The sequence below is a fragment of the Bacillus chungangensis genome, from assembly GCF_030812995.1.
In the GTDB taxonomy this organism is placed as follows: domain Bacteria; phylum Bacillota; class Bacilli; order Bacillales; family Bacillaceae_C; genus Bacillus_CF; species Bacillus_CF chungangensis.
Genome location: NZ_JAUSTT010000001.1, coordinates 29,407 through 52,377, shown reverse-complemented (window position 1 = coordinate 52,377; position 22,971 = coordinate 29,407). Strand labels below are relative to the sequence as shown.

General features: G+C 36.2%; 25 protein-coding genes and 1 pseudogene. 18 read left to right on the top strand and 8 right to left on the bottom strand.

The window, feature by feature from the left end; genetic code table 11:
* Window positions 1-19 precede the first annotated feature (19 nt).
* Window positions 20-1,045 (bottom strand): 2-hydroxyacid dehydrogenase, encoded by a 1,026-nt coding sequence (locus tag J2S08_RS00275; RefSeq protein ID WP_307225525.1) that lies wholly within the window; start codon window positions 1,043-1,045, stop codon window positions 20-22.
* Window positions 1,046-1,078: 33 nt separating this feature from the next.
* Entirely contained in the window at window positions 1,079-2,134 is a 1,056-nt protein-coding gene (locus J2S08_RS00270) for an AEC family transporter (RefSeq protein ID WP_307225524.1), read from the bottom strand.
* A gap of 1,091 nt (window positions 2,135-3,225) precedes the next feature.
* Here J2S08_RS00270 and J2S08_RS00265 point away from each other — a divergent pair.
* A complete protein-coding gene (locus J2S08_RS00265; protein ID WP_307225522.1) occupies window positions 3,226-3,462 on the top strand; it encodes a WYL domain-containing protein in 237 nt (78 codons plus the stop codon).
* A gap of 268 nt (window positions 3,463-3,730) precedes the next feature.
* Here the strand turns inward: J2S08_RS00265 and J2S08_RS00260 are convergent, their stop codons facing one another.
* Window positions 3,731-4,366, bottom strand: a complete 636-nt coding sequence (locus J2S08_RS00260; protein WP_307225520.1) for a sensor histidine kinase — start codon at window positions 4,364-4,366, stop codon at window positions 3,731-3,733.
* A 1-nt stretch (window position 4,367) separates the two neighbouring features.
* Window positions 4,368-4,439 carry a helix-turn-helix domain-containing protein gene (locus tag J2S08_RS00255; RefSeq protein WP_307226130.1) on the bottom strand — a complete coding sequence of 24 codons (72 nt, stop codon included), beginning with the start codon at window positions 4,437-4,439 and terminating at the stop codon, window positions 4,368-4,370.
* A 291-nt stretch (window positions 4,440-4,730) separates the two neighbouring features.
* Here J2S08_RS00255 and J2S08_RS00250 point away from each other — a divergent pair.
* Window positions 4,731-5,135: pseudogene (locus J2S08_RS00250) on the top strand (sigma factor-like helix-turn-helix DNA-binding protein); the annotation flags it as partial.
* Between the two features lie 230 nt (window positions 5,136-5,365).
* Here the strand turns inward: J2S08_RS00250 and J2S08_RS00245 are convergent.
* On the bottom strand, window positions 5,366-5,506 hold the full coding sequence (locus tag J2S08_RS00245; RefSeq protein WP_307225519.1) for a sporulation histidine kinase inhibitor Sda: 141 nt from the start codon (window positions 5,504-5,506) through the stop codon (window positions 5,366-5,368).
* A 567-nt stretch (window positions 5,507-6,073) separates the two neighbouring features.
* On the opposite strand from J2S08_RS00245, the gene J2S08_RS00240 reads away from it, so the two are divergent.
* The 8 genes from J2S08_RS00240 (at window position 6,074) to J2S08_RS00205 (ending at window position 11,258) form a co-directional block, all read left to right on the top strand.
* Window positions 6,074-6,595, top strand: coding sequence for a YqeG family HAD IIIA-type phosphatase (locus J2S08_RS00240; RefSeq protein ID WP_307225518.1), 522 nt, complete (start codon window positions 6,074-6,076; stop codon window positions 6,593-6,595).
* Window positions 6,592-7,698, top strand: a complete 1,107-nt coding sequence (gene yqeH / locus J2S08_RS00235) for a ribosome biogenesis GTPase YqeH (protein WP_307225517.1) — start codon at window positions 6,592-6,594, stop codon at window positions 7,696-7,698. Before J2S08_RS00240 ends, yqeH begins: the two co-directional genes overlap by 4 nt.
* A gap of 48 nt (window positions 7,699-7,746) precedes the next feature.
* Window positions 7,747-8,595 (top strand): shikimate dehydrogenase, encoded by an 849-nt coding sequence (aroE, locus tag J2S08_RS00230; protein WP_307225516.1) that lies wholly within the window; start codon window positions 7,747-7,749, stop codon window positions 8,593-8,595.
* Window positions 8,582-8,872, top strand: a complete 291-nt coding sequence (gene yhbY, locus J2S08_RS00225; RefSeq protein WP_307225514.1) for a ribosome assembly RNA-binding protein YhbY — start codon at window positions 8,582-8,584, stop codon at window positions 8,870-8,872. The genes aroE and yhbY overlap by 14 nt, the downstream gene beginning before the upstream one ends.
* A 140-nt stretch (window positions 8,873-9,012) precedes the next feature.
* Window positions 9,013-9,588 (top strand): nicotinate-nucleotide adenylyltransferase, encoded by a 576-nt coding sequence (locus J2S08_RS00220; RefSeq protein ID WP_307225512.1) that lies wholly within the window; start codon window positions 9,013-9,015, stop codon window positions 9,586-9,588.
* Window positions 9,575-10,144, top strand: a complete 570-nt coding sequence (gene yqeK, locus J2S08_RS00215; protein ID WP_307225510.1) for a bis(5'-nucleosyl)-tetraphosphatase (symmetrical) YqeK — start codon at window positions 9,575-9,577, stop codon at window positions 10,142-10,144. The genes J2S08_RS00220 and yqeK overlap by 14 nt, the downstream gene beginning before the upstream one ends.
* A gap of 2 nt (window positions 10,145-10,146) precedes the next feature.
* Window positions 10,147-10,503 carry a ribosome silencing factor gene (gene rsfS, locus J2S08_RS00210; RefSeq protein WP_307225508.1) on the top strand — a complete coding sequence of 119 codons (357 nt, stop codon included), beginning with the start codon at window positions 10,147-10,149 and terminating at the stop codon, window positions 10,501-10,503.
* Complete coding sequence (locus J2S08_RS00205) at window positions 10,500-11,258, top strand: class I SAM-dependent DNA methyltransferase (protein WP_307225506.1); 759 nt, start codon at window positions 10,500-10,502, stop codon at window positions 11,256-11,258. The genes rsfS and J2S08_RS00205 overlap by 4 nt, the downstream gene beginning before the upstream one ends.
* Window positions 11,259-11,319: 61 nt before the next feature.
* Here J2S08_RS00205 and comER read toward each other — a convergent pair whose 3' ends face one another.
* A complete protein-coding gene (comER, locus tag J2S08_RS00200) occupies window positions 11,320-12,147 on the bottom strand; it encodes a late competence protein ComER (RefSeq protein ID WP_307225504.1) in 828 nt (275 codons plus the stop codon).
* A gap of 239 nt (window positions 12,148-12,386) precedes the next feature.
* Here comER and J2S08_RS00195 point away from each other — a divergent pair, with 239 nt between their 5' ends.
* From J2S08_RS00195 to J2S08_RS00185, 3 genes are all read left to right on the top strand, one after another.
* Window positions 12,387-12,977, top strand: a complete 591-nt coding sequence (locus J2S08_RS00195) for a helix-hairpin-helix domain-containing protein (RefSeq protein WP_307225502.1) — start codon at window positions 12,387-12,389, stop codon at window positions 12,975-12,977.
* Between the two features lie 97 nt (window positions 12,978-13,074).
* Window positions 13,075-13,641 carry a ComE operon protein 2 gene (locus J2S08_RS00190; protein WP_307225500.1) on the top strand — a complete coding sequence of 189 codons (567 nt, stop codon included), beginning with the start codon at window positions 13,075-13,077 and terminating at the stop codon, window positions 13,639-13,641.
* A gap of 138 nt (window positions 13,642-13,779) precedes the next feature.
* Window positions 13,780-16,068: a DNA internalization-related competence protein ComEC/Rec2 gene (locus J2S08_RS00185; RefSeq protein ID WP_307225498.1), complete on the top strand. Its 2,289-nt coding sequence runs from the start codon at window positions 13,780-13,782 to the stop codon at window positions 16,066-16,068.
* Between the two features lie 101 nt (window positions 16,069-16,169).
* Here J2S08_RS00185 and J2S08_RS00180 read toward each other — a convergent pair whose 3' ends face one another.
* Complete coding sequence (locus J2S08_RS00180; protein WP_307226128.1) at window positions 16,170-16,304, bottom strand: YqzM family protein; 135 nt, start codon at window positions 16,302-16,304, stop codon at window positions 16,170-16,172.
* A 322-nt stretch (window positions 16,305-16,626) separates the two neighbouring features.
* Between J2S08_RS00180 and holA the strand changes: the two genes are divergently transcribed.
* Window positions 16,627-17,664 carry a DNA polymerase III subunit delta gene (holA, locus tag J2S08_RS00175; RefSeq protein ID WP_307225496.1) on the top strand — a complete coding sequence of 346 codons (1,038 nt, stop codon included), beginning with the start codon at window positions 16,627-16,629 and terminating at the stop codon, window positions 17,662-17,664.
* A gap of 219 nt (window positions 17,665-17,883) precedes the next feature.
* Here holA and rpsT read toward each other — a convergent pair whose 3' ends face one another.
* Window positions 17,884-18,147 carry a 30S ribosomal protein S20 gene (gene rpsT / locus J2S08_RS00170; RefSeq protein ID WP_307225494.1) on the bottom strand — a complete coding sequence of 88 codons (264 nt, stop codon included), beginning with the start codon at window positions 18,145-18,147 and terminating at the stop codon, window positions 17,884-17,886.
* 609 nt (window positions 18,148-18,756) lie between these two features.
* On the opposite strand from rpsT, the gene gpr reads away from it, so the two are divergent.
* From gpr to lepA, 4 genes are all read left to right on the top strand, one after another.
* Window positions 18,757-19,866, top strand: a complete 1,110-nt coding sequence (gene gpr, locus J2S08_RS00165) for a GPR endopeptidase (RefSeq protein WP_307225492.1) — start codon at window positions 18,757-18,759, stop codon at window positions 19,864-19,866.
* Window positions 19,867-20,055: 189 nt separating this feature from the next.
* A complete protein-coding gene (locus tag J2S08_RS00160; protein ID WP_307225490.1) occupies window positions 20,056-20,475 on the top strand; it encodes a DUF3679 domain-containing protein in 420 nt (139 codons plus the stop codon).
* 284 nt (window positions 20,476-20,759) lie between these two features.
* Window positions 20,760-20,885, top strand: a complete 126-nt coding sequence (locus J2S08_RS00155; protein ID WP_307225488.1) for a hypothetical protein — start codon at window positions 20,760-20,762, stop codon at window positions 20,883-20,885.
* Window positions 20,886-21,097: 212 nt separating this feature from the next.
* Window positions 21,098-22,930, top strand: coding sequence for a translation elongation factor 4 (gene lepA, locus J2S08_RS00150; RefSeq protein ID WP_307225486.1), 1,833 nt, complete (start codon window positions 21,098-21,100; stop codon window positions 22,928-22,930).
* Window positions 22,931-22,971 lie beyond the last annotated feature (41 nt).

Sequence of the window (22,971 nt, the reverse complement as noted above, 5' to 3'; positions counted from 1 at the left end):
AAGTTTCACTTTATCAATTTTACATGACAAGCTCACGTTTTTTCGGTAATGCGATCGCATTTGGAGTGGAACCTAATGTAATCATATCATGTAAGTTCTCAAAGCTTGTTTCAATCATATTAGACAATGCCTCGTCTGTATTTGAACCAACATGTGGTGTGATAAGAACGCGTGGGTATAAATCAACTAATGCTTGTACTGTTGGATCTAATAATTTCGTTTCATCAAATTTTTGGAAGAAAATACTTGCTTCATTTGCAAATACATCTGTTCCGAAGCCTTCTAGCTTATGTGATTGCAATGCTTGAAGAATCGCTTCATTATCCTGTAATTCACCGCGTGCAGTGTTAATTAAAATCGCACCATCCTTCATTTTTTCGATAAATTCTGCATTGACCATTTTGTCATTTTTTCCAGGAAAATAAGGAACATGTAAGCTTACAATATCACTTTCTTTAAGCAATTCATCTAATTCTACATAGGTTACATATTTTTTTGCATTACCGTTTGGATATAAATCATATCCAAGAACTTCAGCACCTAGACCTTTGAACAGCTTCGCTTCTGTTAAACCAATTTTACCAGTACCGATGATTCCGACTTTACAATTTCTAATTTCTTTACTAAACATTACACCATCGACAGTGAAATCCTTATTCGCTGTTTTATGAGTAGTGTAAGTAGTATGCCTTAATAGAGACATTGCTAATGTTAATGATAATTCAGCAATCGCATTTGGCGAGTAGGAAGGAACTCTTGCTACATGCATATCACAATCAGCGGCAGCTTGTAAGTCAATATGATTATAACCTACTGTTCTCGTAAACAAATATTTAACGCCATACTCTTTCATTTTTTCGATATTTTGTCTGTCTGCTAGGCAATTTCCTCTCAAAACAACAGCATCCATACCTTTTGCAGTATCGACATTTTCATGATTGAGTAAATCTTCAATTAAAGATAAGTCAAAGTTATATTTATTTAGTTGATGAAAGAAATCAACTTCATTTTTTCGTACTCCGTAACAAACAACTTTAAGTGTCATGATTGATGTCCCCTTATTAGTATAATTAATATATTAAAAAATATTTATATGATTAATGAGATTAATAATAACGATCCAAATTGGAATCATGATGACAGCAGTGATTGTTGATAGTAGTGATCCATTTGAAGCAAGAACTGCTTCTTTATCAAAACTAATTGCATAGGCAGCTGCAACAGTAGCTGCTGGTGTAGCCATCATAATAACAACAGTTCCTACACAAATTGCACTCATTGAAAGAATGCCAGTCATTGAAAGAATCGCTAATAGTACAATATTAATAGTTGGTACAACGATAACTTTATTTAAGCTATAAAACCAAGATGTACGGTCAGACACAGCCTTTTTAAACTCAACTGCACCAAGTGTAGCCCCGATAGAAAGCCAAGCAAGTGGAGAGGCTAGTCCTGCTAAATAATTCATTGGTTTAAATAGCCAAACTGCCGTCTGGTCAAGTCTTAAAAAGGCAACCTGTGATTTCACGCCATCTGCAGCTGTAACAGTCACTTGTGGTAAGTAAGCTTGGAAAACCCAAATGAATAATCCTAAAAATGTCGCAACGACAATGGGATTTAAAAACATTTCTTTAATGTTTTTGGCTTCCATTTTCAAGCCACTCATTTTGATATAGCCATATGAATATAGGAAAATGCGATAACCAATATTGAAGATAGATGCATATAACACCCCTTCAGCTCCATATATTGCTCCGACAATCGGAATACCAAAAAAAGTAGTAGAACCAAAAATTGTTAGAACCCGTAAAGTATCTTGTTTATTCCCTTTATATTTAAGGTACATTGGTTTAGAAATAAAAATTAAAATGATATAAATAACAATTCCCCAAATTAATATATTCATCCCTTCAACGAGCGATTCACGGTTAATATCTTTCATGAACGAGTTGAATGCTAATGCAGGAAGTGCAACAGTTAAGACAACTTTGGATAGCATTTTTCCAACTGTATCATTAAATATCCCTTTTTTTCGGCAAAAGAAACCTAATAAAATGATAAAGAGCGTTGATGTAATTGAACTAATAATTTCCATGTCAGTTAATGTTGTTTGGATTACCTCAAGCAGTTTCATAGAATGTTCCTCCAAAAATTAGTTTGCTCACTATTTCACATAAACAGTTTTTTGTGAAGCTTTTCACATAAAAGGGTGAAAAGCTTTTTTAGCCGGCTATTTTTTTACAACCTAATCATAATTTTTTTTCGGTGATAAAAAAATATAGTGAAACTAACGGAAATTAAGTAATTTATGTAAGTGAAATAGTGAGCAAATTTTAGGAGATTGATGGAAGAGGATGATTTTAATAGGTGATAAAGTTTGCGAACGGAGGATTTATTTATGCAACGCTAGTGATATTATATTAATGAAACGATGGAATATTTGGAGTCACATTTTAGTTGATGAAAGGAGTCTTATGATGATTATAAATAGTGATGAGAATGGTGGTTTAAATTGAATTAAGAACGCCAATGCACATTGTTTTTTCTACGATAAAAGGTTTTATAACCTCATTAATTTTATGAAAGAGCAAAAAATAATCATCTTTATCAGTCTTATTGTATATGATAACAATGTAAGAAAAACACTTGGTGCTGCAACACCAAGTGTCAAGGAAATACTATTATTTTACTAAGGCTATCGTTAAAGCAAGAAAAGTGACGATGAAGAACAAAAATGTAAAAAATCCGAAATAAATTTTGTTCATATTTTTCACCTCCTGCTATTATGTATATGCAATGGGATTTATGACATTCCTTTTTTTAGCATATTTATCCCACATCTAACTGGCAGTAATACCCCCACCTCAAGAGTAAGAGGAATCGAAGAAGTCTAGGTGCGGGATAACTGAAAGTCAAATGTCCGATTGGTTCAACTAACCATCAGTGGGGGATGAAAGAAAACCCCCACTGATGGAAGTTTCACTTTATTTTTGGTGAAGATGAACGATTGAAAGCACCTAATCTGGTGCTGTTTTTTTGTTAAGATACGCAAGTAAAAAGACATTTGTAGTCGAATTATGGTTAAAGAAAACATGAAAGATAAAAGACAATGAACAAATTTAGTCGTTTTTCCCTAATCATTTCTAATTCCCATTATTTAACCCCTCTAAAAGAACCAATGTTCGTATATAATGAGAACAAACATTCTTAATGTGGAGGTTTTCTATGAATGGATTGTTGATGAGAGCACTTGAATCGAAAGAAAAACTTGAGATCATTTACCTTTCTAACAGCAATGAAATAAGTCAACGGAAAATTAGGGTGATCGAAGTAAAACAATCAATTAAAGTGTATTGTTTTTTACGGAAGCAATATCGTGTTTTTAGTTTGAGCAATATTTTATCGATGCAGCCCTTGAAAAACAAGCATAGAAATCCACTGGTTAATCAAACTTTTTTATAAAATCGAAACTAAAAATATGTTAGAGAGGAATCCATTTTGAACAATTTTTTTCATAATGGATTCCTCTTATTTGCCATAAAATACGGGTTTGTGGAGTATTTTTGATTAAAATTTATTTCAAAGCAACATTAAACTTTAATTTTTAGCAACGCCTATTAAGAAGACGTGTATCTGTTATCCTTATTAAAGGAAGGACTGAACACTGATGATATATCCAAATATGCAAATTTTAAATGTACCTGGTTTAACCAACGTTTTGCTTGCTACATTACAATTCAAGTGTAATAGTAAAAGTCGTGCTTTCATTTTCTATACTTGTGACATATATCCTGCCGCCTAACCTATCTATCATTGTTTTCGCAATGGATAGTCCTAAACCAAAACCACCGCTATCCTGAGTTCTGGAGGGATCGGTTCGATAAAATCTATCAAAAATCTTCGGTAAGTCTTTTTTTGCTATTCCTTTTCCCGTATTTTTTATAGAATATATTATTTGGTGTTTTGATTTTGTTAGTGATATGTCAATTTGCCCGTTTTCATTTTTATATTTTATTGCGTTATCAAATAAAATGGTGACAACTTGTTTAATGCTTTCTGAATCGCTATTAACAATAATGTCTGGTTCTATTGATTTGATAAGGGTAATCCCTTTTTCAATTGCTGCGGCTTCTATCGACAATATTTGTTCATTAATCGTATTGCTAAGATTAAATGGCATTTTACATATTTCTAAATTGACCTCTTCTATCTTTGCCGAAATTAAAAGGTCATTTATAAGTTTCTTCATTCGATCTGTTCCAATTTTAATATAGTTAAGCCATTTTTTTTGGCTTTGAATTGTCTCTTCTTGATTTACTAAAAGTGCGTCATAATTTGCATTTATAATTGAAAGTGGAGTTTTCAATTCAACCCCATAACTTTTCGATAATCATTTCTTTTGAAACAGTTATATTGTTTCTCTGAATAAGCAGCTCCAATAGTTGAGCTTCTTTTAGGTGAGCTTACTTTCCATGTTTCCACAAACGAGCAGAAGAGTATGAGGGTTCAACTCAATATCGCCAAACTCAAGTATACAATCATGATTCAGTTCGGTTTTCCTTCGTCCTAATGCACGTAAACGAGCCAAGAGCTTATCGGCGTGGAAAGGCTTTGACAGATAATCGTCGACTCCACTATCAAGACCGTAGACTTTATACGTCATGTTGTCAGGGAAATTCGTGTACAGATCAACAGTTGGAATCTTTACATTCTAAAGCACAACTAATGACATTAGAATCGAGATTCTTATGCATCTCCGTGCTCTAAAGAAAACAAAAAAAGATATATCACTTCATGATCCCATTGGACAGGATAAAGAAGGCAATGAAATTTCACTTATCGATATTTTGAAGTCGGAAGCTGAGGATGTATTTGATGTCATTCAGTTAAATATGGAACTAGAAAAGGTAAAGGAGTATATTGATATCCTTGATGGACGTGAAAAAGAAGTGATTATAGGACGCTTCGGACTTGATTTGAAAAAAGAAAAAACGCAGAGAGAAATTGCAAAAGAGCTGGGGATTTCGAGAAGCTATGTATCAAGAATTGAAAAGCGAGCTTTAATGAAAATGTTTCATGAATTTTATAGAGCGGAAAAAGAAAAAAAACAGCAGAATCAAGCTGAAAGTGATTAGATGATCTTTTAAACGGAGGATGGAAGTGGGAGTGAGCTCTTTCTTCCTTCTCTCTCCTAAAAAATGATTCAATAAGGCTCTAGATCAGCATCAAAGTCATGCCATTCGAACGTTGCAACAGAATAATGAAAGCTTTTTTTAAAGATATCAAGCATAAAGAAATGATATTTTATCCTTTCTCATCCTTGCGATTTTACCAAAATAAAAACCCTTCGCAAAAAGGGATAATGTTAGCAAGAAATTTTAATTTTTTGTGATAATGATCGACGTTGAATTTCTGTTTCGATGAGCCCAATAAATTCAATGCTTAGTTTTAGTTTTTTTGCTTTATAATAGGATTCGATCAACAGCTCGTCAGATAACTTGCGCATCAGCTATACACCTCCGAAAAAAAATACTACATGTTATTTTTATTTCATATAATAAGAAGTTGTCAGCTTGTCTCTATACTTTAGCAAAAAAAAACATTTGGAACAAGCGTTCTCTTATCCACAGGCAGTAGTGGATAACCTGTGGTTAATTTGTTTATAACGTCGAAAAAAGCAGTATTTATAGAAGTTGATATGTGTATAAGTTTTATCCACAGAAAGTAGATAAGAAATATGTCGAAAAGTATTCTCATTATTCAAAGAAATTTAATTGTTTTTGATAGATAAGTTTTTTTATGTCAATTGTTTGTAAAATCGTGTCATAACTAAGAAGTCTTTTTAAAAAAACTGTATGAAGGCAAGGGGGTTTTACTTTGCAGCAGTGGTCTTATTAATGCAAAGTAAAGAGAGGCTCACTTGCCTTTTGTTGCGGCATTTAAAATAAAAAAACTGATAAAACTAGCCAATGATCGTTATTTTTTGATAAAGTGAATGAAGTAAACATCAAATTGATTTAAAGATCGGAATCAATTTACATGATTCGCAATAAAATAATGAGGTGTTAAGCAATTGTTGAAGAAATTTTTGCCAAATCAATATGTTAAAAATATTTTTCAGATTCATCCTGAAGCATTGCGGGAAAAAGGTGTAAAGGGGATTATTACTGATTTGGATAACACCTTGGTTGAGTGGGACAGGCCCAATGCTACTCCAAAATTAATTGAGTGGTTTGCAAATATGGAAAAAAACGATATTAAGATCACAATTGTGTCCAATAATAATGACACAAGAGTAAAAAATTTTTCAGAACCGTTGGGCATTCCATTTATTTCACGGGCTCGCAAGCCGCTAACAAGAGCATTTCATGATGCAGTCAAGCAGATGGAATTAAAAAAAGAAGAAACGGTTATTATTGGCGATCAATTGTTAACAGATATATTTGGAGGCAATAGAGGAGGATTTTATACGATTCTTGTCATTCCAGTTGCTCAATCAGATGGTTTTGCAACTCGTTTTAATCGTATGATTGAACGAAGGTTAATGGCTTTTTTTAATCGAAAAGGACTTATTCAATGGGAGGATGAAAGGTGAAAGATCAATCATTACACTGTATTGGCTGCGGGGTAAAAATTCAGTCAGAAAATCCAGATACAATCGGGTACGCTCCACTATCAGCACTGGAAAAAGAACAGCTCATCTGTCAAAGATGTTTTCGATTGAAGCACTACAATGAAATTCAAGATGTTTCTTTTGATAATAATGACTTATTAAAAATGTTGCATGAACTTGGTCAAAGAAAAGGCCTGATCGTATTGGTTGTAGATATTTTTGATTTTAATGGAAGTTGGATTTCTGGCCTCCAACGCTTTGTTGGCAGCAACCCGGTTTTACTGATTGGGAATAAAGAGGATGTACTGCCAAAATCAACGAAAAGAAACAAGTTGATCCTTTGGATGAAAAAGCAGGCAAGGGAGCTCGGATTAAGGCCTGTCGATGTCATGCTTGTTAGTGCAGCAAAAGGCCGCTATATGGAGGATGCACTAAAAGCAATGGAATACTACCGCAATGGAGAAGATATTTTTGTTGTTGGCTGTACAAATGTTGGGAAATCAACCTTCATCAATAGAATTATCAAAGACTTAACTGGAGAAAAAAATGTAATTACTACTTCACATTTTCCTGGCACTACCCTTGATATGATTGAAATTCCGTTAAGCGACGGCAAAAGAATAGTAGATACTCCTGGATTAATGAATGATCATCAAATAGCACATTATATTCAAAAACAGGATCTAAAAGTTATTACCCCTAAAAAGGAAATGAAGCCGATTGTTTTTCAATTAAATGAACAGCAAACTTTATTTTTTGGTGGTTTAGCTCGTCTTGATTATTTAAAGGGTGGGAGAAGATCTTTCGTCTGCTATGTGTCAAATGAACTAAAGATTCATCGCACAAAATTAGAAAATGCAGATTCCCTCTATGAAAAACAAGCGGGTGAGCTGCTGCAGCCGCCGCGAAAAGAGGAGCTTGAACATTTTCCAGCTTTTGTCCGTCATGAATTTTCTCTTAAAAAGGAGAAAACAGATATTGTTTTCTCTGGGCTTGGTTGGATTACAATCAACGAACCAGGAGCAATTGTAGCTGCATATGCACCGAAAGGAGTCAGTGTGTTTTTGCGCTCATCGCTCATTTAATGGAGAAGAGATAGATAAAAAGCTGAAAAGCATATAAGGGTGAGAGAGATGAAAAAATTATATGGTGTAATCGGTCATCCTATTGCACATTCTATGTCACCAGTGATGCATAACGATGCTTTTACTGCTTTAGAGCTTCCTGGCTATTATCATGCATTTAATATCAAACCAGAGGATTTAGAAGCTGCAATTAAAGGAATGAAAGCGATTGGGATTGCTGGTTTTAATGTAACTATTCCTCATAAAAGCACTATTATACCGTTGTTGGATGAAATAGCCCCGCTTGCTGAGGCGATTGGCGCTGTTAATACAGTTATATTAAAGGATGGAAAGTGGATTGGGTTCAACACAGATGGACATGGATTCATGTCTGCTTTGAAACAAGATTGGAAATCAGATTTGCAAAAAGAAAAAGTATTGTTAGTGGGAGCTGGCGGGGCGGCAAAAGCAATTTATTATACGTTGGCTTCAGAGGGAGTTCTAAGTATTGATATTTGTAATCGAACGTTGGAACGAGGGGAACACTTAGCAGCAGGTTGTCCATTTCCAGCTGAAACCAATGCTTTATCTTTGCTTGAGGCAGAATCTTCTTTAGATCAATATACATTAATTATTCAAACTACTTCTATAGGAATGAGTCCAAAAGTGAAAGATACTCCGCTTTCTTTAAATAAAATGAAACCAGGTACGTTTGTATCTGATATTATTTATAATCCTTTTAAAACGACATTTTTACAACAGGCGCAGGAAAAAGGAGCACTTATTCAAAACGGGTTAGGTATGTTTGTTTATCAAGGTGCTTTAGCATTTGAAAAGTGGACTGGCTTGACGCCTGATACAGAAAGAATGAGAAAAATAGTAATAAAACAATTAGGAGGCTATGATGTTAACAGGTAAACAGAAGCGATTTTTACGAGCGTCAGCACACCATCTAGACCCAATTTTTCAAGTTGGAAAAGCTGGTGTTAATGACAATATGATCAAACAAATAAGTGAAGCATTAGAAGCAAGAGAGTTATTAAAAGTAAGTGTTTTACAAAATTGCGATGAAGATAAGCATACAGTTGCGGAAGCACTTGCGGATGCTACAAATGCAGACATTGTACAGATTATTGGAAATATCATTATCCTTTATAAAGAATCAAAGGAAAAAAAGAAAATTGTTTTACCTTAGATCGTTCATGTATCGTAAAAATGATACACCATGAATGGTGAGTAGATTTTGAGTTGATAAAGGTAATGGCATAAGTCCTTTTGTTTTTTTGAAGATATGACTTCGACCTATAATAACATGGCATAAAGGTTGGGAATATATTGAGGAAAAGAGTCGGCATTTTAGGGGGAACTTTTAATCCTCCTCATCTTGGTCATTTAATCATTGCCAATGAAGTATTGCATGCTCTAAAATTGGAAGAGGTTCGCTTTATGCCAAATCAAAAGCCTCCTCATAAGAAAATGACAGATAAAGTAACAGAAGAGCAGCGTTTGGCAATGACAAAGCTGGCTATTCAAGACCATGAAAAGTTTAAACTAGAGACAATTGAACTGAAGCGAAAAGGTTGTTCCTATACATATGATACAATGCAATTATTAAAAGCGCAGGAACCAGACGTAGATTTTTATTTTATTATTGGTGCAGATATGATAGAATATTTGCCCAAATGGTATAAAGTGTCAGAGCTTTGCAAACTTGTTCAGTTTGTTGGTGTGAATCGCCCTCGTTATTCAACGGAAAGTGAGATGCCTATCGTATCTATTGATATTCCAGATATTTCAATTTCATCGACATTGCTTCGCAGGCGCTTGTCTCAAAAGCAAAGTGTAAAATATTTAATACCTGATCAGGTGATTTCCTATATAAAGGAGCATTCTCTTTATGAATCGAGATAAAGCATTACTGTTAGTAAAGAAACAAATAACGGAAAAACGCTATCAACATACACTTGGTGTCGAAAAAACAGCCCTTGAATTAGCAGCCCAGTATGGAGCAAATCCAACAAAAGCCTCCTTAGCTGCTATTTTCCATGATTATGCAAAATTTAGACCAATAGAGGAAATGGAAAAAGTGATTTTGACAGAAAAAATGGATCAAAGGCTATTGCAATTTCATCATGAATTGTGGCATGCTCCGGTTGGTGCATATTTAGTTGAAAAAGAAGCAGGAATAGATGATCAGGAAATATTGGATGCCATTCGCTATCATACTACAGGCAGACGAAACATGTCACTTTTAGAAAAGGTCATTTATTTAGCCGACTATATAGAGCCAGGCCGTTATTTCCCAGGAGTAGATGAGGTAAGGGAAATAGCAAAAAGGAACCTGAATCAAGCATTGTTAAAAGCGGCTAAGAATACGATTATTTTTTTAGTAAGCAGAGACCAAATGGTTTTTCCAGATTCATTAGAAATGTACCATGATTTGTTAAAGAATAAGGGGGCCCAATAGGTGTGAATAAAGAAGCATTATTAGAAACAGTACTAAAAGCAGCAGATGAAAAAAGAGCGGAAGATTTAATGGCATTAAATATGCAAGGTATTTCACTTATTGCTGATTATTTTGTTATTTGCCATGGAAATTCTGATAAGCAAGTGCAAGCAATTGCCAGAGAGCTGAAATCCGAAGCTGAGCTGGCAGGCTATGAAGTAAAGCGATTAGAAGGGTATGATGAAGCAAAATGGGTGTTAGTCGACATGGGTGATGTAGTTGCCCACGTGTTTCATCGTGACGAACGTAGCTACTATAATCTCGAAAGGCTATGGGGAGATGCGCCGCTCGTTGATATCGAGAGCCTGATTCAGTCATGAGCTATGGCAAACTTGCTTCTGTTTACGATTCCTTAATGAAAGATGTTCCCTATGACGATTGGTGTTCATATGTTTTAAACAGGCAGAAACGTTATTGTCAGGAAGGGAAGCGATTGCTTGATGTAGGGTGTGGTACTGGAGAACTCGCGATTCGTTTGGCGAAGTCTGATTTTGAAGTTGTTGGTGTTGACTTATCAGAAGACATGCTTGCTATCGCCCAAAACAAGGCTTGGCATGAGAATATAAACATTCAGCTTTTTCAACAACATATGTGTAAATTAACAGATTTAGGCACCTTTGATATCGTTACCATTTTTTGTGATTCACTTAATTATTTAACATCCCCTGAAGAAGTAAAGAAAACGTTTAAAAGTGTCTTCGATCATTTAGCGGACAACGGTCTCTTTATGTTTGATATTCATAGCACGTATAAGATCAAACAATATTTAAGTGATCGAGCCTATACAGAAAATGAAGAAGAAGTCTCTTATATTTGGAATTGTTATGAAGGGGCATTTCCAGATTCTGTGGAACATGAATTAACTTTGTTCACCCTTGACGAACAAACAGGACAATATAAGCGGTTTGAAGAAATCCATTGCCAACGAACATATGAAATAGAACAATATGTCAACTGGTTAAATGAAATAGGGTTTTCTTTGTTAGAAATAACAGCAGATTTTCAAGATCATAAGCCAGATCACAAATCAGAAAGACTGTTCTTCATTTGTCAAAAAAATGCAAGCGACCGTTAGCAAAAGCGGTCGCTTAATAAAATGATAAATAAAAAGGATTTTTGTTATGTCTATCGAATACTTATAAAGAAGCGTTGAATTGTTTCCTAATCATCCTGACATCCTCTTTAAATTTTTCTTCAGTTGCACGAAATAATTGCTGGAATACATCTCCGAGATTTGCTTCTAATACGTCAATACCCTTTCCCGTTACTCCTCCTTTAACACATACTTTTTCTTGTAAAGTTGGCAATGTGTAGTATTGTTTCTTTAATAGCTCCCCTAAGCCAATTAACATGGCACTAGCTAAATCGGTTGCAGTTTCTTGATCGATTTTTGTTTCTGCTACTGCCCCATCAATAAATCTTTGTGTAAGATAACTAAAAAAAGCTGGTCCACAGCTAACAATATCTGAAGAAACCCTAGTAATTTCCTCTTTTATTTCATAGGGGATGCTAAAACATGAAAAGAAGTCATGCAGTTTGTTTCGCCATTCCTCCTTGCAGCTTTTACTATAGGTGAATAAAGAAACTCCAGCTAATGCTCGATTAGTAATACTCGGGATGATGCGGGCACATGAACAATTTGTTTTAGCTTGCAGCTGTTCAACGGAAATAGGACTAGTGACAGAAACAAGGCATTTATTGGGTGACAAAAACGTCTTATACTTTTCCAAAATGTCAAGATATTCTAATGGTTTTACACAAATAAAAATTAAATCAGCATCTCGAAAAATGTCTTCGTTTGAGTGACAAACATGGATGGAAGGATATTGTTGTTGTATGCGGTATGCTTTCTCCGGTGTTCGATTCGTTATAAGAACATGCTCAGGAGAAATAGCATTTCCATCCACCATTGCTTCTATTAAAATGCGCCCAATGTTACCAGTTCCAATCATTCCAACTTTCATGAAGATCTCTCCTCTCATGGCAACACACTTCATAACAAAATATGCTTCTTGCCATAAAATATGCTTCTTGATCCCGATAACTAACTTTATTCCAGAGTAAGAGAATGAGAAATAGATTGTTAGTCATTCTCTCCTCTTATTCCGAAAATGTCCGATTTGCACTTTTAAGGGGATAAACGAATTAAAATGTGGGGGGATGTAAAATAATTAGAATAATATGGGAAAAATATAAAACTTTTATGATTGGAGTAGTCATTTTAATAATAATTGGAACAGGGCTGGCAATACAACATGTGAAAAATAGCCAGGTTGTTTCAGATGTATCCAAGCCATTGATTCAAACCGTAGAGGAGACTAATCGTACAACAGAGGCAGTTTTGACCGAACCAGCACAGCCAATTTTTGCTGATATAAAAGGAGCAGTTGTTCATCCAGGTTTATATCGTGTTGAAGATGGAGAGCGTATTCAAGACATTGTGATGAGAGCTGGTGGATTTCAAGAGGATGCTGCAATTAATAGAGTCAATTTAGCTCAGAAAGTGGTAGATGAGATGGTGATTTACATTCCAAAAATCGGAGAAGAAAACGATTTTGATTTTGAAACAAGCATAGCTTCTCATTCACAAGCAGAGCAGGGAAAAATAAATCTTAATACAGCTGATGAGAGTAGCTTGGAAACATTGCCAGGTATTGGTTCTGCTAAGGCAAGAGCGATACTAGAACATCGTGAGAAAGTAGGGTCTTTTAAAGCAATTGAAGATATTAAAAACATTTCGGGAATAGGGGATAGAACATTTGAAAAATTAAAGGAACACATTACTGTTCATTAATCAGACTCGCGATTGACGACAAACTAAAAAAATCGCTAAACTAGAAGCAGAGGATTTGCAGTTACCTAAAACATGAAAGTTGAAAAAGGAGTATAACATGGAAAGAATTGCTTGGAACCAGTATTTTATGGCACAAAGTCATCTATTGTCTTTTCGAAGTACTTGTACAAGACTCACTGTTGGAGCGACAATTGTCCGTGACAAGCGAATTATTGCCGGCGGTTATAATGGCTCGATTGCCGGTGGTGTTCATTGTATCGATGAAGGCTGCTATGTCATCGACAATCATTGTGTTCGAACGATTCACGCGGAGATGAACGCGCTCCTGCAATGTGCAAAATTTGGCGTTCCTACTGAAAATGCCGAAATGTATGTAACACATTTTCCCTGCTTGCAATGCTGCAAGGCCATTATTCAAGCTGGCATTAAAACAGTTTATTATGCGAATGACTACAAGAATCATCCCTACGCAATTGAATTATTCGAACAAGCCGGTGTTCGTGTAGAACAAGTATTTTTTCATCCACAAAGCCTTGATGGATTGTCTCAACAAAAAAGAGATTTTGTACAAATGTTGCTTACTATTTTACAAGAAAGCGGCTTAGAGGATAATCATTTGATAGCTCTTCAAGAGCAGGCAGATATGCTCTTTACTCGAAAATAAACGTATTTAAGCTTTCAACTAGAGATAGTAGTTTTCTAAATAGAGATCTAAGCTTTTTGAAAGCTTTAGAAATAAAAAATGTATCGGTAAAAGTGATCAGGTGGAGTGGTTCGCTTCACCTGAAGAATAGGAGGTTCTATGCAAGGAAATTGGATTTATTTAGCTTTGTCTGGACTCAGTGGGGTCCTGCTTGCACTTTCGCTGCAATGGTGTATACTACTGTTGTTTATTTTGCTTATACTTCGTATTTACTTCTTACAGCATCTTCGTTTCCTGCTTCTAGCTTCTATTGTGTTTCTCTTTTTTTACTTCATTGGTGTTTCTCTTGAACTACAGCGCATTACTGTATACTCAGAAGATGATTCCCGCTTTATTGTGACAATGATTGAGCTACCGCAAATAGATGGAGATCGCCTAAAAGGTGTCGTAAAAACAAAGGAACAAGAAAAGCTCGTTCTTCATTATACGATTGCCTCTAAAACTGAAAAAGAATATCTTCTTAGACAATTGTTCCCAGGCAATAAGCTTCTTATCATCGGGAAGTTGCAGCGACCAGAAAAAAATCGCAACGAACACCAGTTTAATTACCAACAATACTTGTATTACAACCACATTCATTGGATTCTGAAAGCGGAAGAGCTTATTTTATATGAAGAAAATCCTGGAAAAAGTTTCTATGAACATTTTTTAATCATGCGTGCAAAGGGTTTGAAACATATTGAAGAAAAGTATCCACCTGAAGCGATACCTTATGTAAAGGCATTAATATTTGGAGATCGCAGCAGCATGGATGAAGAAACGGAACAAATATATCGACACTTGGGCATTGTCCATTTGTTAGCTATTTCAGGCTTACATGTTGGAATGATTATTAGTGTACTATATTATCTCCTTTTAAGAGTTGGCATTACTCGTGAAACTTGTTATTTGCTGCTTATGCTGTTTCTGCCTTTTTACGCAATCATTAGCGGCGGCAATCCGCCTGTTCTTCGTGCCTCGGTCATGTCAATGCTGTTACTCTCTGCTCTGCGCTGGAAGTGGCCGCTTACACCGTTTGATGCGATAAGTATTAGTTTCCTCCTTTTTTTATTAGTAGATCCATACGTCTGTTTTCATATTGGCTTTCAATTATCATATGCTGTTAGTGCTGCACTCGTTTGTTCGGAAAAAATAATTGCTCGCTCTCAAGTGTTTTGGATAAAAATGCTCGTTATTTCTCTTGTTTCTACCTTTGCTTCCATACCGATTCTCGCTTATCATTTTTATGAATTTTCTCTCGTTGCAGTTATAGCTAATTTATTCTTTGTTCCTCTCTATACTTTCTTTATTCTACCACTTGCTTTTGTTACATTTTTCATGTCATTTACTTATCAGACTCCATTTAACATGCTTACCAATTTATTTGAAGCTGTGATTGGAATAAGCAAATGGCTAAGCAATCCATTTGCATCTCACTGGCTGACATACATTACTGGCAGACCTCATTCAGTGATTCTTTTTTTATTTGTTGCAGCGCTTATTTTTTTGTTCCGTTCTTGGGAAAAAAAGGGGTTTTCATATCGATATATCCTGCCTTTGCTGCTAGTTTTACTTCTACAAGCAGTAATCAATCTCTATTCTCCATTTGGAGAAGTCGTTTTCATCGATGTCGGACAAGGCGATGCGATTTTAATTAAACTCCCGTATCGGCGGGGAACGTATTTAATTGATACAGGGGGAGAATTTACATTTTCTCAAGAATCTTGGCAAGAAAGAGAAAAGCGTTTTCGAGTAGGCAAGGATATTTTATTGCCTATCCTTAAAAGCAAGGGTATTCGGACGATTGATACATTGCTGATTACACACAGTCATTTAGATCATATGGGGGCGGCCCATGAACTGGTGGCACAGCTGAATGTGAGAGAAATACTTCTTTCTCCTCAATCATGGAGGCAGCCGGTTATGCAAGAATTATTGCAAGCTGCTAGTGAAAAAAATGTCTCGATCCGAGAAGTAAAGGATGGTCATGGATGGGAAAATAAAGCAGGCCGTTTTCGCATCGTGTACCCTTATGGTTCTGGTGAAGGAGCAAACAACGATTCTCTTGTTCTTTATGCGGAAATGGGAGCAAAGAAATGGTTATTTACTGGAGATTTAGAAAAAGAAGGAGAAGAAATGCTAATGCAAAGATATCATTTTCAAGTAGACGTATTAAAAGTAGGTCATCATGGAAGCAAAACGTCTACAACAGAAGTTTTCTTGCAAATGCTTCAACCAACATATGCGGTGATTTCAGCAGGGAAGAACAATCGATATGGGCATCCGAATTCCGAGGTTGTTTCCTTGCTTGAGGCAGAAGGAGTAGTCGTTTATCGAACTGACCTCGAAGGAGCTATCCATTACAAATACTTTGGCAATAAAGGAACCTTTTATAAGATACAACCATAAACTAAAATAAATCAGTTGGAGAGCTTATCATTACGACGAGCACTTGCTCATGGCTACATTTAAAAAGGGGAGATGTATGATATATCATCTCCCCATGCATATTACGAACCAATAAGTTGAATAGCTGTTGCAACCACGAACATAAGCGTGAAAAATAAAAATGAAACGACAAAACCGACCCCAGAATCGACCGCATCATTACGTTTTGATTGGACATTTTTTTCAAATTCGTTCATTCCTACCCCTCCTATATCCACTTTAGTATAGACGATGCAAGAGAAAAAAGCTACCGCTGTGATCCCTTTTCCTATACTGTTAAGAGTTAACACCAATATTTTTTTTACGTTCGGTGAAAATAAAAATACAATCGTGCTTCCGTTAATGAAAAAGTATCCTAGGCCTTTTTCATTAGCGTTCATTATAGATTGTGGGGGATTGACATCATGGATAGCTGAAGTCATTCCCCTCTTCCTTTATTACGAAAACGCTGCTTTCGCTTGCTTATTAAGCCTGCTTTTTTTACGATAGAGTTATCTAAAGCAGGAAAGTAGGCATTTTATGATGATGAACATATGGGGAAAAATCACAAAAAAACAATTTTCACCGTTATATTTATTATATGGCACCGAGCAATTTTTAATCAATGAAACAAAACAAAAATTATTGAAAAATGTTTTATCCGATACAGAAATTGATTTTAACTTTTCCTCTTATGATTTAGAAGAAGTCCCAGTTGAAACAGCATTGGAGGATGCTGAAACTTTTCCTTTTTTAGGAGAAAAAAGACTTCTTTTCTTGTATCATCCCTTTTTTTTAACAGCTGAAAAAAAAACAGGGAAAGTGGAACACCATTTAAAAAAACTTGAAAACTATATAATGAAGCCAGCGCCGCATGCCATCGTCGTATTTATTGCTGATTATGAAAAACTGGATGAACGTAAAAAGCTGACAAAGCTGTTAAAAAAACATGCGGTAATAGGGGAAGCAAAGCAACTAAAGGAACAGGAATTGATTGGGTGGATTTCTGACCGAGCATCTCAATATGAAGTGAAAATTTCAAAACAGGCGGCTGAGCATTTAGCGATGCTAGGAGGAACAAATTTAATGCTGCTGTCATCAGAAATTGAAAAACTCGCTTTATATGCTGGCAAAGAGCAAGAAATTGATCATGAGATGGTAGATCGATTAGTAGCAAAAACACTGGAGCAAAATATTTTTTCTCTTGTTGATATGGTCGTTCAGCGTAAAATGGAGGAAGCGCTGAGAATCTATTATGATTTATTAAAATTAAATGAAGAACCAATTAAAATCCTTTCCATTCTAGCAGGACAATTTCGTCTTGTTTATCAATCAAAGGCACTATTAAAGAAAGGTTATGGTCAACAGCAAATTGCAAGTTTTTTAAAAGTACATCCATTTCGAGTTAAGCTTGCGATGAAACAAGCGAATTTATTTCAAGAAGCAGATTTAAAAAAGATAATGACCCTTCTTGCAGAGTGCGATTTGCAAATGAAAACAGGAAGAATGGAAAAGTCTATGGTAGTTGAAATGTTTTTATTTCAGTTATCCCATTTGAAACAGCAATCTTTTTCTTAATTTAAAAACGATCCTAATGGAAAGGATCGTTTTTTTGAACAAAAATAAAAGAACGAGGTCAGGAGTAAATTACTCTCAAGCACTCGCTCTTCATTCTCATGCTTCATAACGCTGCGTCTATACTGCCAAGAAAATTGGGAATGCGCAGTGTTTGGATCATACGAATATTGAAAAGGCCAAATACATTTGATCTTTAAATGAAGCATCTTCCGTGTTGCTTTATGCATTTGCTTTTTGTAACTTTTTCGTTAAGCGAGATTTTTGACGGTTAGACGTGTTTTTATGAATAAGCCCTTTTGAAACAGCTTTATCTAATTTTTTTACAGCAACTGTATAAAGTTGTTGTTTGTCACCTTCATTATTTTCTACCGCAGTTTCGAATTTTTTAATTGCAGTTCGCATAGATGCTTTAACAGAAGCATTTTGTGCATTGCGAGCTTCATTCTTTTTCACTCGTTTAATCGCTGATTTAATATTTGGCACTACTTTCACCTCCTAAGCATCGAGGATTTTACCCTACTCGACAAACAAGATTCTATTCAAGAAGAACAAGTGATATTTTATCAAAACAATGATGAGATTGCAATATCAATCCTTTGCCTGCGGCCATTTTAAATAATACTAGCCAGCTTATAAGTGAAAAAATTTTAAAAATACTGGGAGAACTGGCTGTAAACTAATCTTTCACTGTATGAACTGGCATTCAAGTTTTATCCTACATCTAACTGGCAAATTAAGGCCCCACCACCCTCAAGGGAGTGAGAGGAATCAGAAGCGATAGGTGGGAAAAACTGAAAATCAAATGTCCGATTGGTTCGAGCCGACAGGATAAGGAAGCTTCTAGAATCAGCATCGCACGAAGAAAAAAACGGTTTTTTTCGAGGACGCCTGCGATTTTTGTCTTCGTTCTATTTCTTATAAGTGAGTACTAATGAAAGCATCACTTTATCATCCAGTCTTTCCAATCTGCCGCCTATAATATCCCGCATTCTATTAATAAAGACAATAAATGAATGAAGGGCAAAAGGAAAGGGAATAATTTCTGAATGAATGCCAAGAGCGCAGAAAGACAACAGAGGAGGGGCTTTTACGATGAAAAAAGAAAACGAGCTTGATTTAAGTGTCTATGGGATTAGAACGGATTTAGCCTTAGAGGCTCATGAGATGACGCTTGAGGAAAATGATGAAAAAAACAAGGACGATGATGTTCTTGTAGAGGAAAGAATCGAAGATGGAATAAAAGTAACTTATGTGGAAATTTCCAAAGAGGGTGAAAAAAGAATTGGGAAGAAAGCTGGCCACTACGTCACTTTGGAAATGCAAGGAATTAGAAAACAGGACACTGTATTACAGCAAAAAGTAGCATCGCTTTTTGCTAAAGAGTTCGCTGAGTTTTTGCAAGCATTACATATACCTAAACACGCAAGCTGTTTAGTTGTAGGATTAGGCAATTGGAATGTTACCCCTGATTCTCTTGGTCCACAAGTAAGCGAAAAAATATTTGTTACAAACCATTTATTCCGGCTGCAAAGTGAACAAGTGGAGAAAGGATATCGGCCGGTTAGTGCTTTAGCACCTGGTGTGATGGGGCTGACAGGCATTGAAACAAGTGACATCGTGTTTGGAGTAGCCGATAAAACAAAACCTGACTTTATCATCGTTGTCGATGCCTTAGCATCTCGATCTATTGAAAGAGTCAATACAACGATTCAAATATCTGATACTGGCATTCATCCTGGCTCTGGAGTAGGGAATAAGCGCAAGGAATTAAGCAGTGCTACCCTCCATGTGCCAGTCATTGCCATAGGTGTGCCTACGGTTGTTGATGCTGTCACCATTACAAGTGATACGATCGATTTGATGCTAAAGCATTTTGGAAAAGAAATGAAAGAAGGCGATCAACCAGCAAAAGCTTTGACCCCAGCTGGGATGACGTTTGGAGAACAACGAGTGCTATCAGAAGAGGACCTGCCGGAGAAAGAACAGCGTTCAACTTTTTTGGGAATAGTAGGGACACTGGAAGAAGAAGAAAAACGCCAGCTTATTCACGAAGTCCTTGTACCGTTAGGGCATAATCTAATGGTAACACCGAAGGAAGTAGACGTTTTTATGGAAGACATGGCTAATGTCATTGCCAACGGTCTAAATGCTGCTCTACATGCTGCTATTGATCAACAAGACGCAGGCTTTAAAACATCTTGATGCTTCTCGCTCTTTCAATAGAATAATTAAAAGTAAAGCTAGCTCGGAGTTCTACTTTCTCTAGCATCTACATATAATATTCTAAAAAAAACAAATTTCAGCTCCTCTAAGAGATTGTATTAGCAAGGGAGCCCATACACAAAGCATTCGATGCTAGCTGCTATGGGCTTTTCCAAACATGTTCATGTTTTGGAAGAGAAAAACTCTATAAATGAGGAGCAAAGAAAAATGGGCAGTAAACCGATAAATGAGGGAATGATGAAGTTGAAGAGATTTTTTTTGAAATGTTTACTCTTAATAACACTTTTATTTCTTGGTGTTTTAGTCGGGATGCAGCATGCTAATCAAAAAATGATAGAAATGAAAGGATATAATGATCAATCCTTTCGTTCGCCTTTTATGATTAAAGAAAATAAAGATGGGGAAATGGAAGCGACGGTTTTAGGGAATAGTATCGCTTCGACTCCAAAAGACGGAGATTATGAAGATTATAAAGAAATAACTCACCAACAAAAGAAAAATCTATTCTCACAGTTGGCGCAATGGCTATCTACTATGTTAACAACTTTAATAGAAAACATACTAGAGGGTATAGCTGCGCTCTTTTAAAGCTTCGCTACTCTACTAAGGTTCAAGCCCCGTAATTTGCCTCAATGTTTTCTAATCTTGTGTTTTATTCTACATCTAACTGTCAAAAGAAATCTAGAATTTCTCTTATTAATTTGAATATTTCTATACAGGCTTTGTAAGTCGATTCAACATTAAGCAGCCATTGACTATCCAATTTCCATTGAATCTTGGAAAACGTGCTGATATAATCAAAAATAGTTTATCCCACGTCTAAAGAGCTGTAACAACCCCCTTCATACAATAAAATGGAGGATAATTTGTGTATGGCGTCCGAATGTGAGTCGCCAAGTATAGAAATTGGCTGGAAAAGCTTCGGCAGCGTATACATGACAAGCGGAAATAGTGATCTTTATAAGCACCGTATTCTTGGCTTGAGATCCTCCATCTGATGAAGGTCATCCCCACTGATGGAGTTTCACTTTTAGAGGTTGTTCAAAAAGTCCCAAATAACCAATGGCGCATTCAATGTTATTGCTGAAAAATGTTGGCTTCATCCGTACTACGATTCATATTTTTTAGCTGTACTAGTTCCATGCACGTTTTAGCAAATGATTTTTCTGAACAAGGCTTATAGGCGGGATTTTTAACAGGAGTGAACTACATGAATAGTGAAGAAAAATGTCAAAGACAAAAAAAAATCCGTAATTTCTCGATTATTGCGCATATCGACCATGGAAAATCAACGTTGGCGGATCGTATTCTTGAAAAGACGAATGCATTAACACACCGTGAAATGAAAAACCAACTCCTTGATTCGATGGATTTAGAACGGGAACGTGGCATTACAATTAAGCTAAATGCAGTCCAATTAAAATATCGTTCAAAGGATGGGGAAGATTATATTTTTCATTTAATCGATACCCCAGGACATGTCGATTTTACTTATGAAGTATCAAGAAGTCTTGCCGCTTGTGAGGGTGCTATACTTGTAGTGGATGCAGCCCAAGGAATAGAGGCACAAACATTGGCAAATGTTTATTTGGCACTCGACAACGAGCTTGAAATTATGCCGGTCATTAATAAGATAGATTTACCTGCTGCGGAGCCTGAGAGAGTGCGGCAGGAGATAGAAGATGTAATAGGCTTGGATGCGTCAGAGGCGGTATTAGCTTCTGCTAAAGCTGGCATCGGCATTGATGAAATTTTAGAACAAATTGTGAAAACTGTGCCGCCGCCAAACGGAGATCCGAATGCTCCACTAAAGGCGCTCATTTTTGATTCTGTTTTTGATCCTTATCGTGGAGTGATTGCCAACATTCGTGTTGTGGATGGTTCTGTTAAAGTAGGCGACAGAATAAAGATGATGGCAACTGGCAAAAGCTTTGAAGTGACAGAGGTTGGAGTTTTTGCACCGAAAGCAGAGAGTAGAGAGGAATTGACAGTTGGAGATGTTGGCTTTTTGGCAGCATCGATTAAAAATGTTGGCGATACAAGGGTAGGGGACACCATTACTAGTGCCCAAAATCCAGCAGCAGCCCCGCTCCCAGGTTATCGGAAATTAAACCCAATGGTGTTTTGCGGGCTATATCCGATTGATTCCGCAAAGTTCAATGACCTCCGTGAAGCGTTGGAAAAATTAGAATTAAATGATTCTGCTTTACAATATGAACCTGAAACGTCTCAAGCGCTTGGTTTTGGCTTTCGCTGCGGTTTTCTTGGGCTTCTGCACATGGAGATTATCCAAGAACGTATTGAACGAGAATTTAAAATTGACTTGATTACAACAGCTCCAAGTGTTATTTATCAAGTCTTTTTAACGGATGGTACAGACTTGAAGGTCGATAATCCTTCCAATATGCCTGATCCCCAAAAAATTGACAGGATTGAAGAGCCATACGTAAAAGCTTCGATGATGGTTCCGAATGATTATGTCGGTGCAGTCATGGAGCTTTCGCAGGCTAAGCGAGGCAACTTTATTGATATGCAATATTTAGATGATATCCGAGTGAATGTTATTTATGAGATTCCACTATCTGAAATTGTATATGATTTTTTTGATCAATTGAAATCTCACACAAAAGGATACGCGTCTTTCGATTATGAACTAATTGGCTATCGTCCATCAAAACTAGTGAAAATGGACATTCTTTTAAATGGAGAACGCGTCGACGCATTAAGCTTTATTGTTCATAAGGATTTTTCCTATGATCGAGGGAAAAACATCGTCGAAAAACTGAAGGAGCTCATTCCTCGCCAACATTTTGAAGTGCCGGTACAGGCTGCTGTTGGCCAAAAGATTATTGCCCGTTCGACAATAAAAGCAATGCGTAAAAATGTATTAGCTAAATGTTATGGAGGAGACATTTCTCGGAAACGGAAGCTTCTTGAAAAGCAAAAAGAAGGGAAAAAACGAATGAAGCAAGTTGGTTCAGTAGAAGTGCCTCAAGAGGCATTTATGGCCGTCTTGAAGATGGATGATGATCATACGAGTTAAATGTCGGGGAGTAAGGCATGCCAAGTGCGGCGTCTCACTTC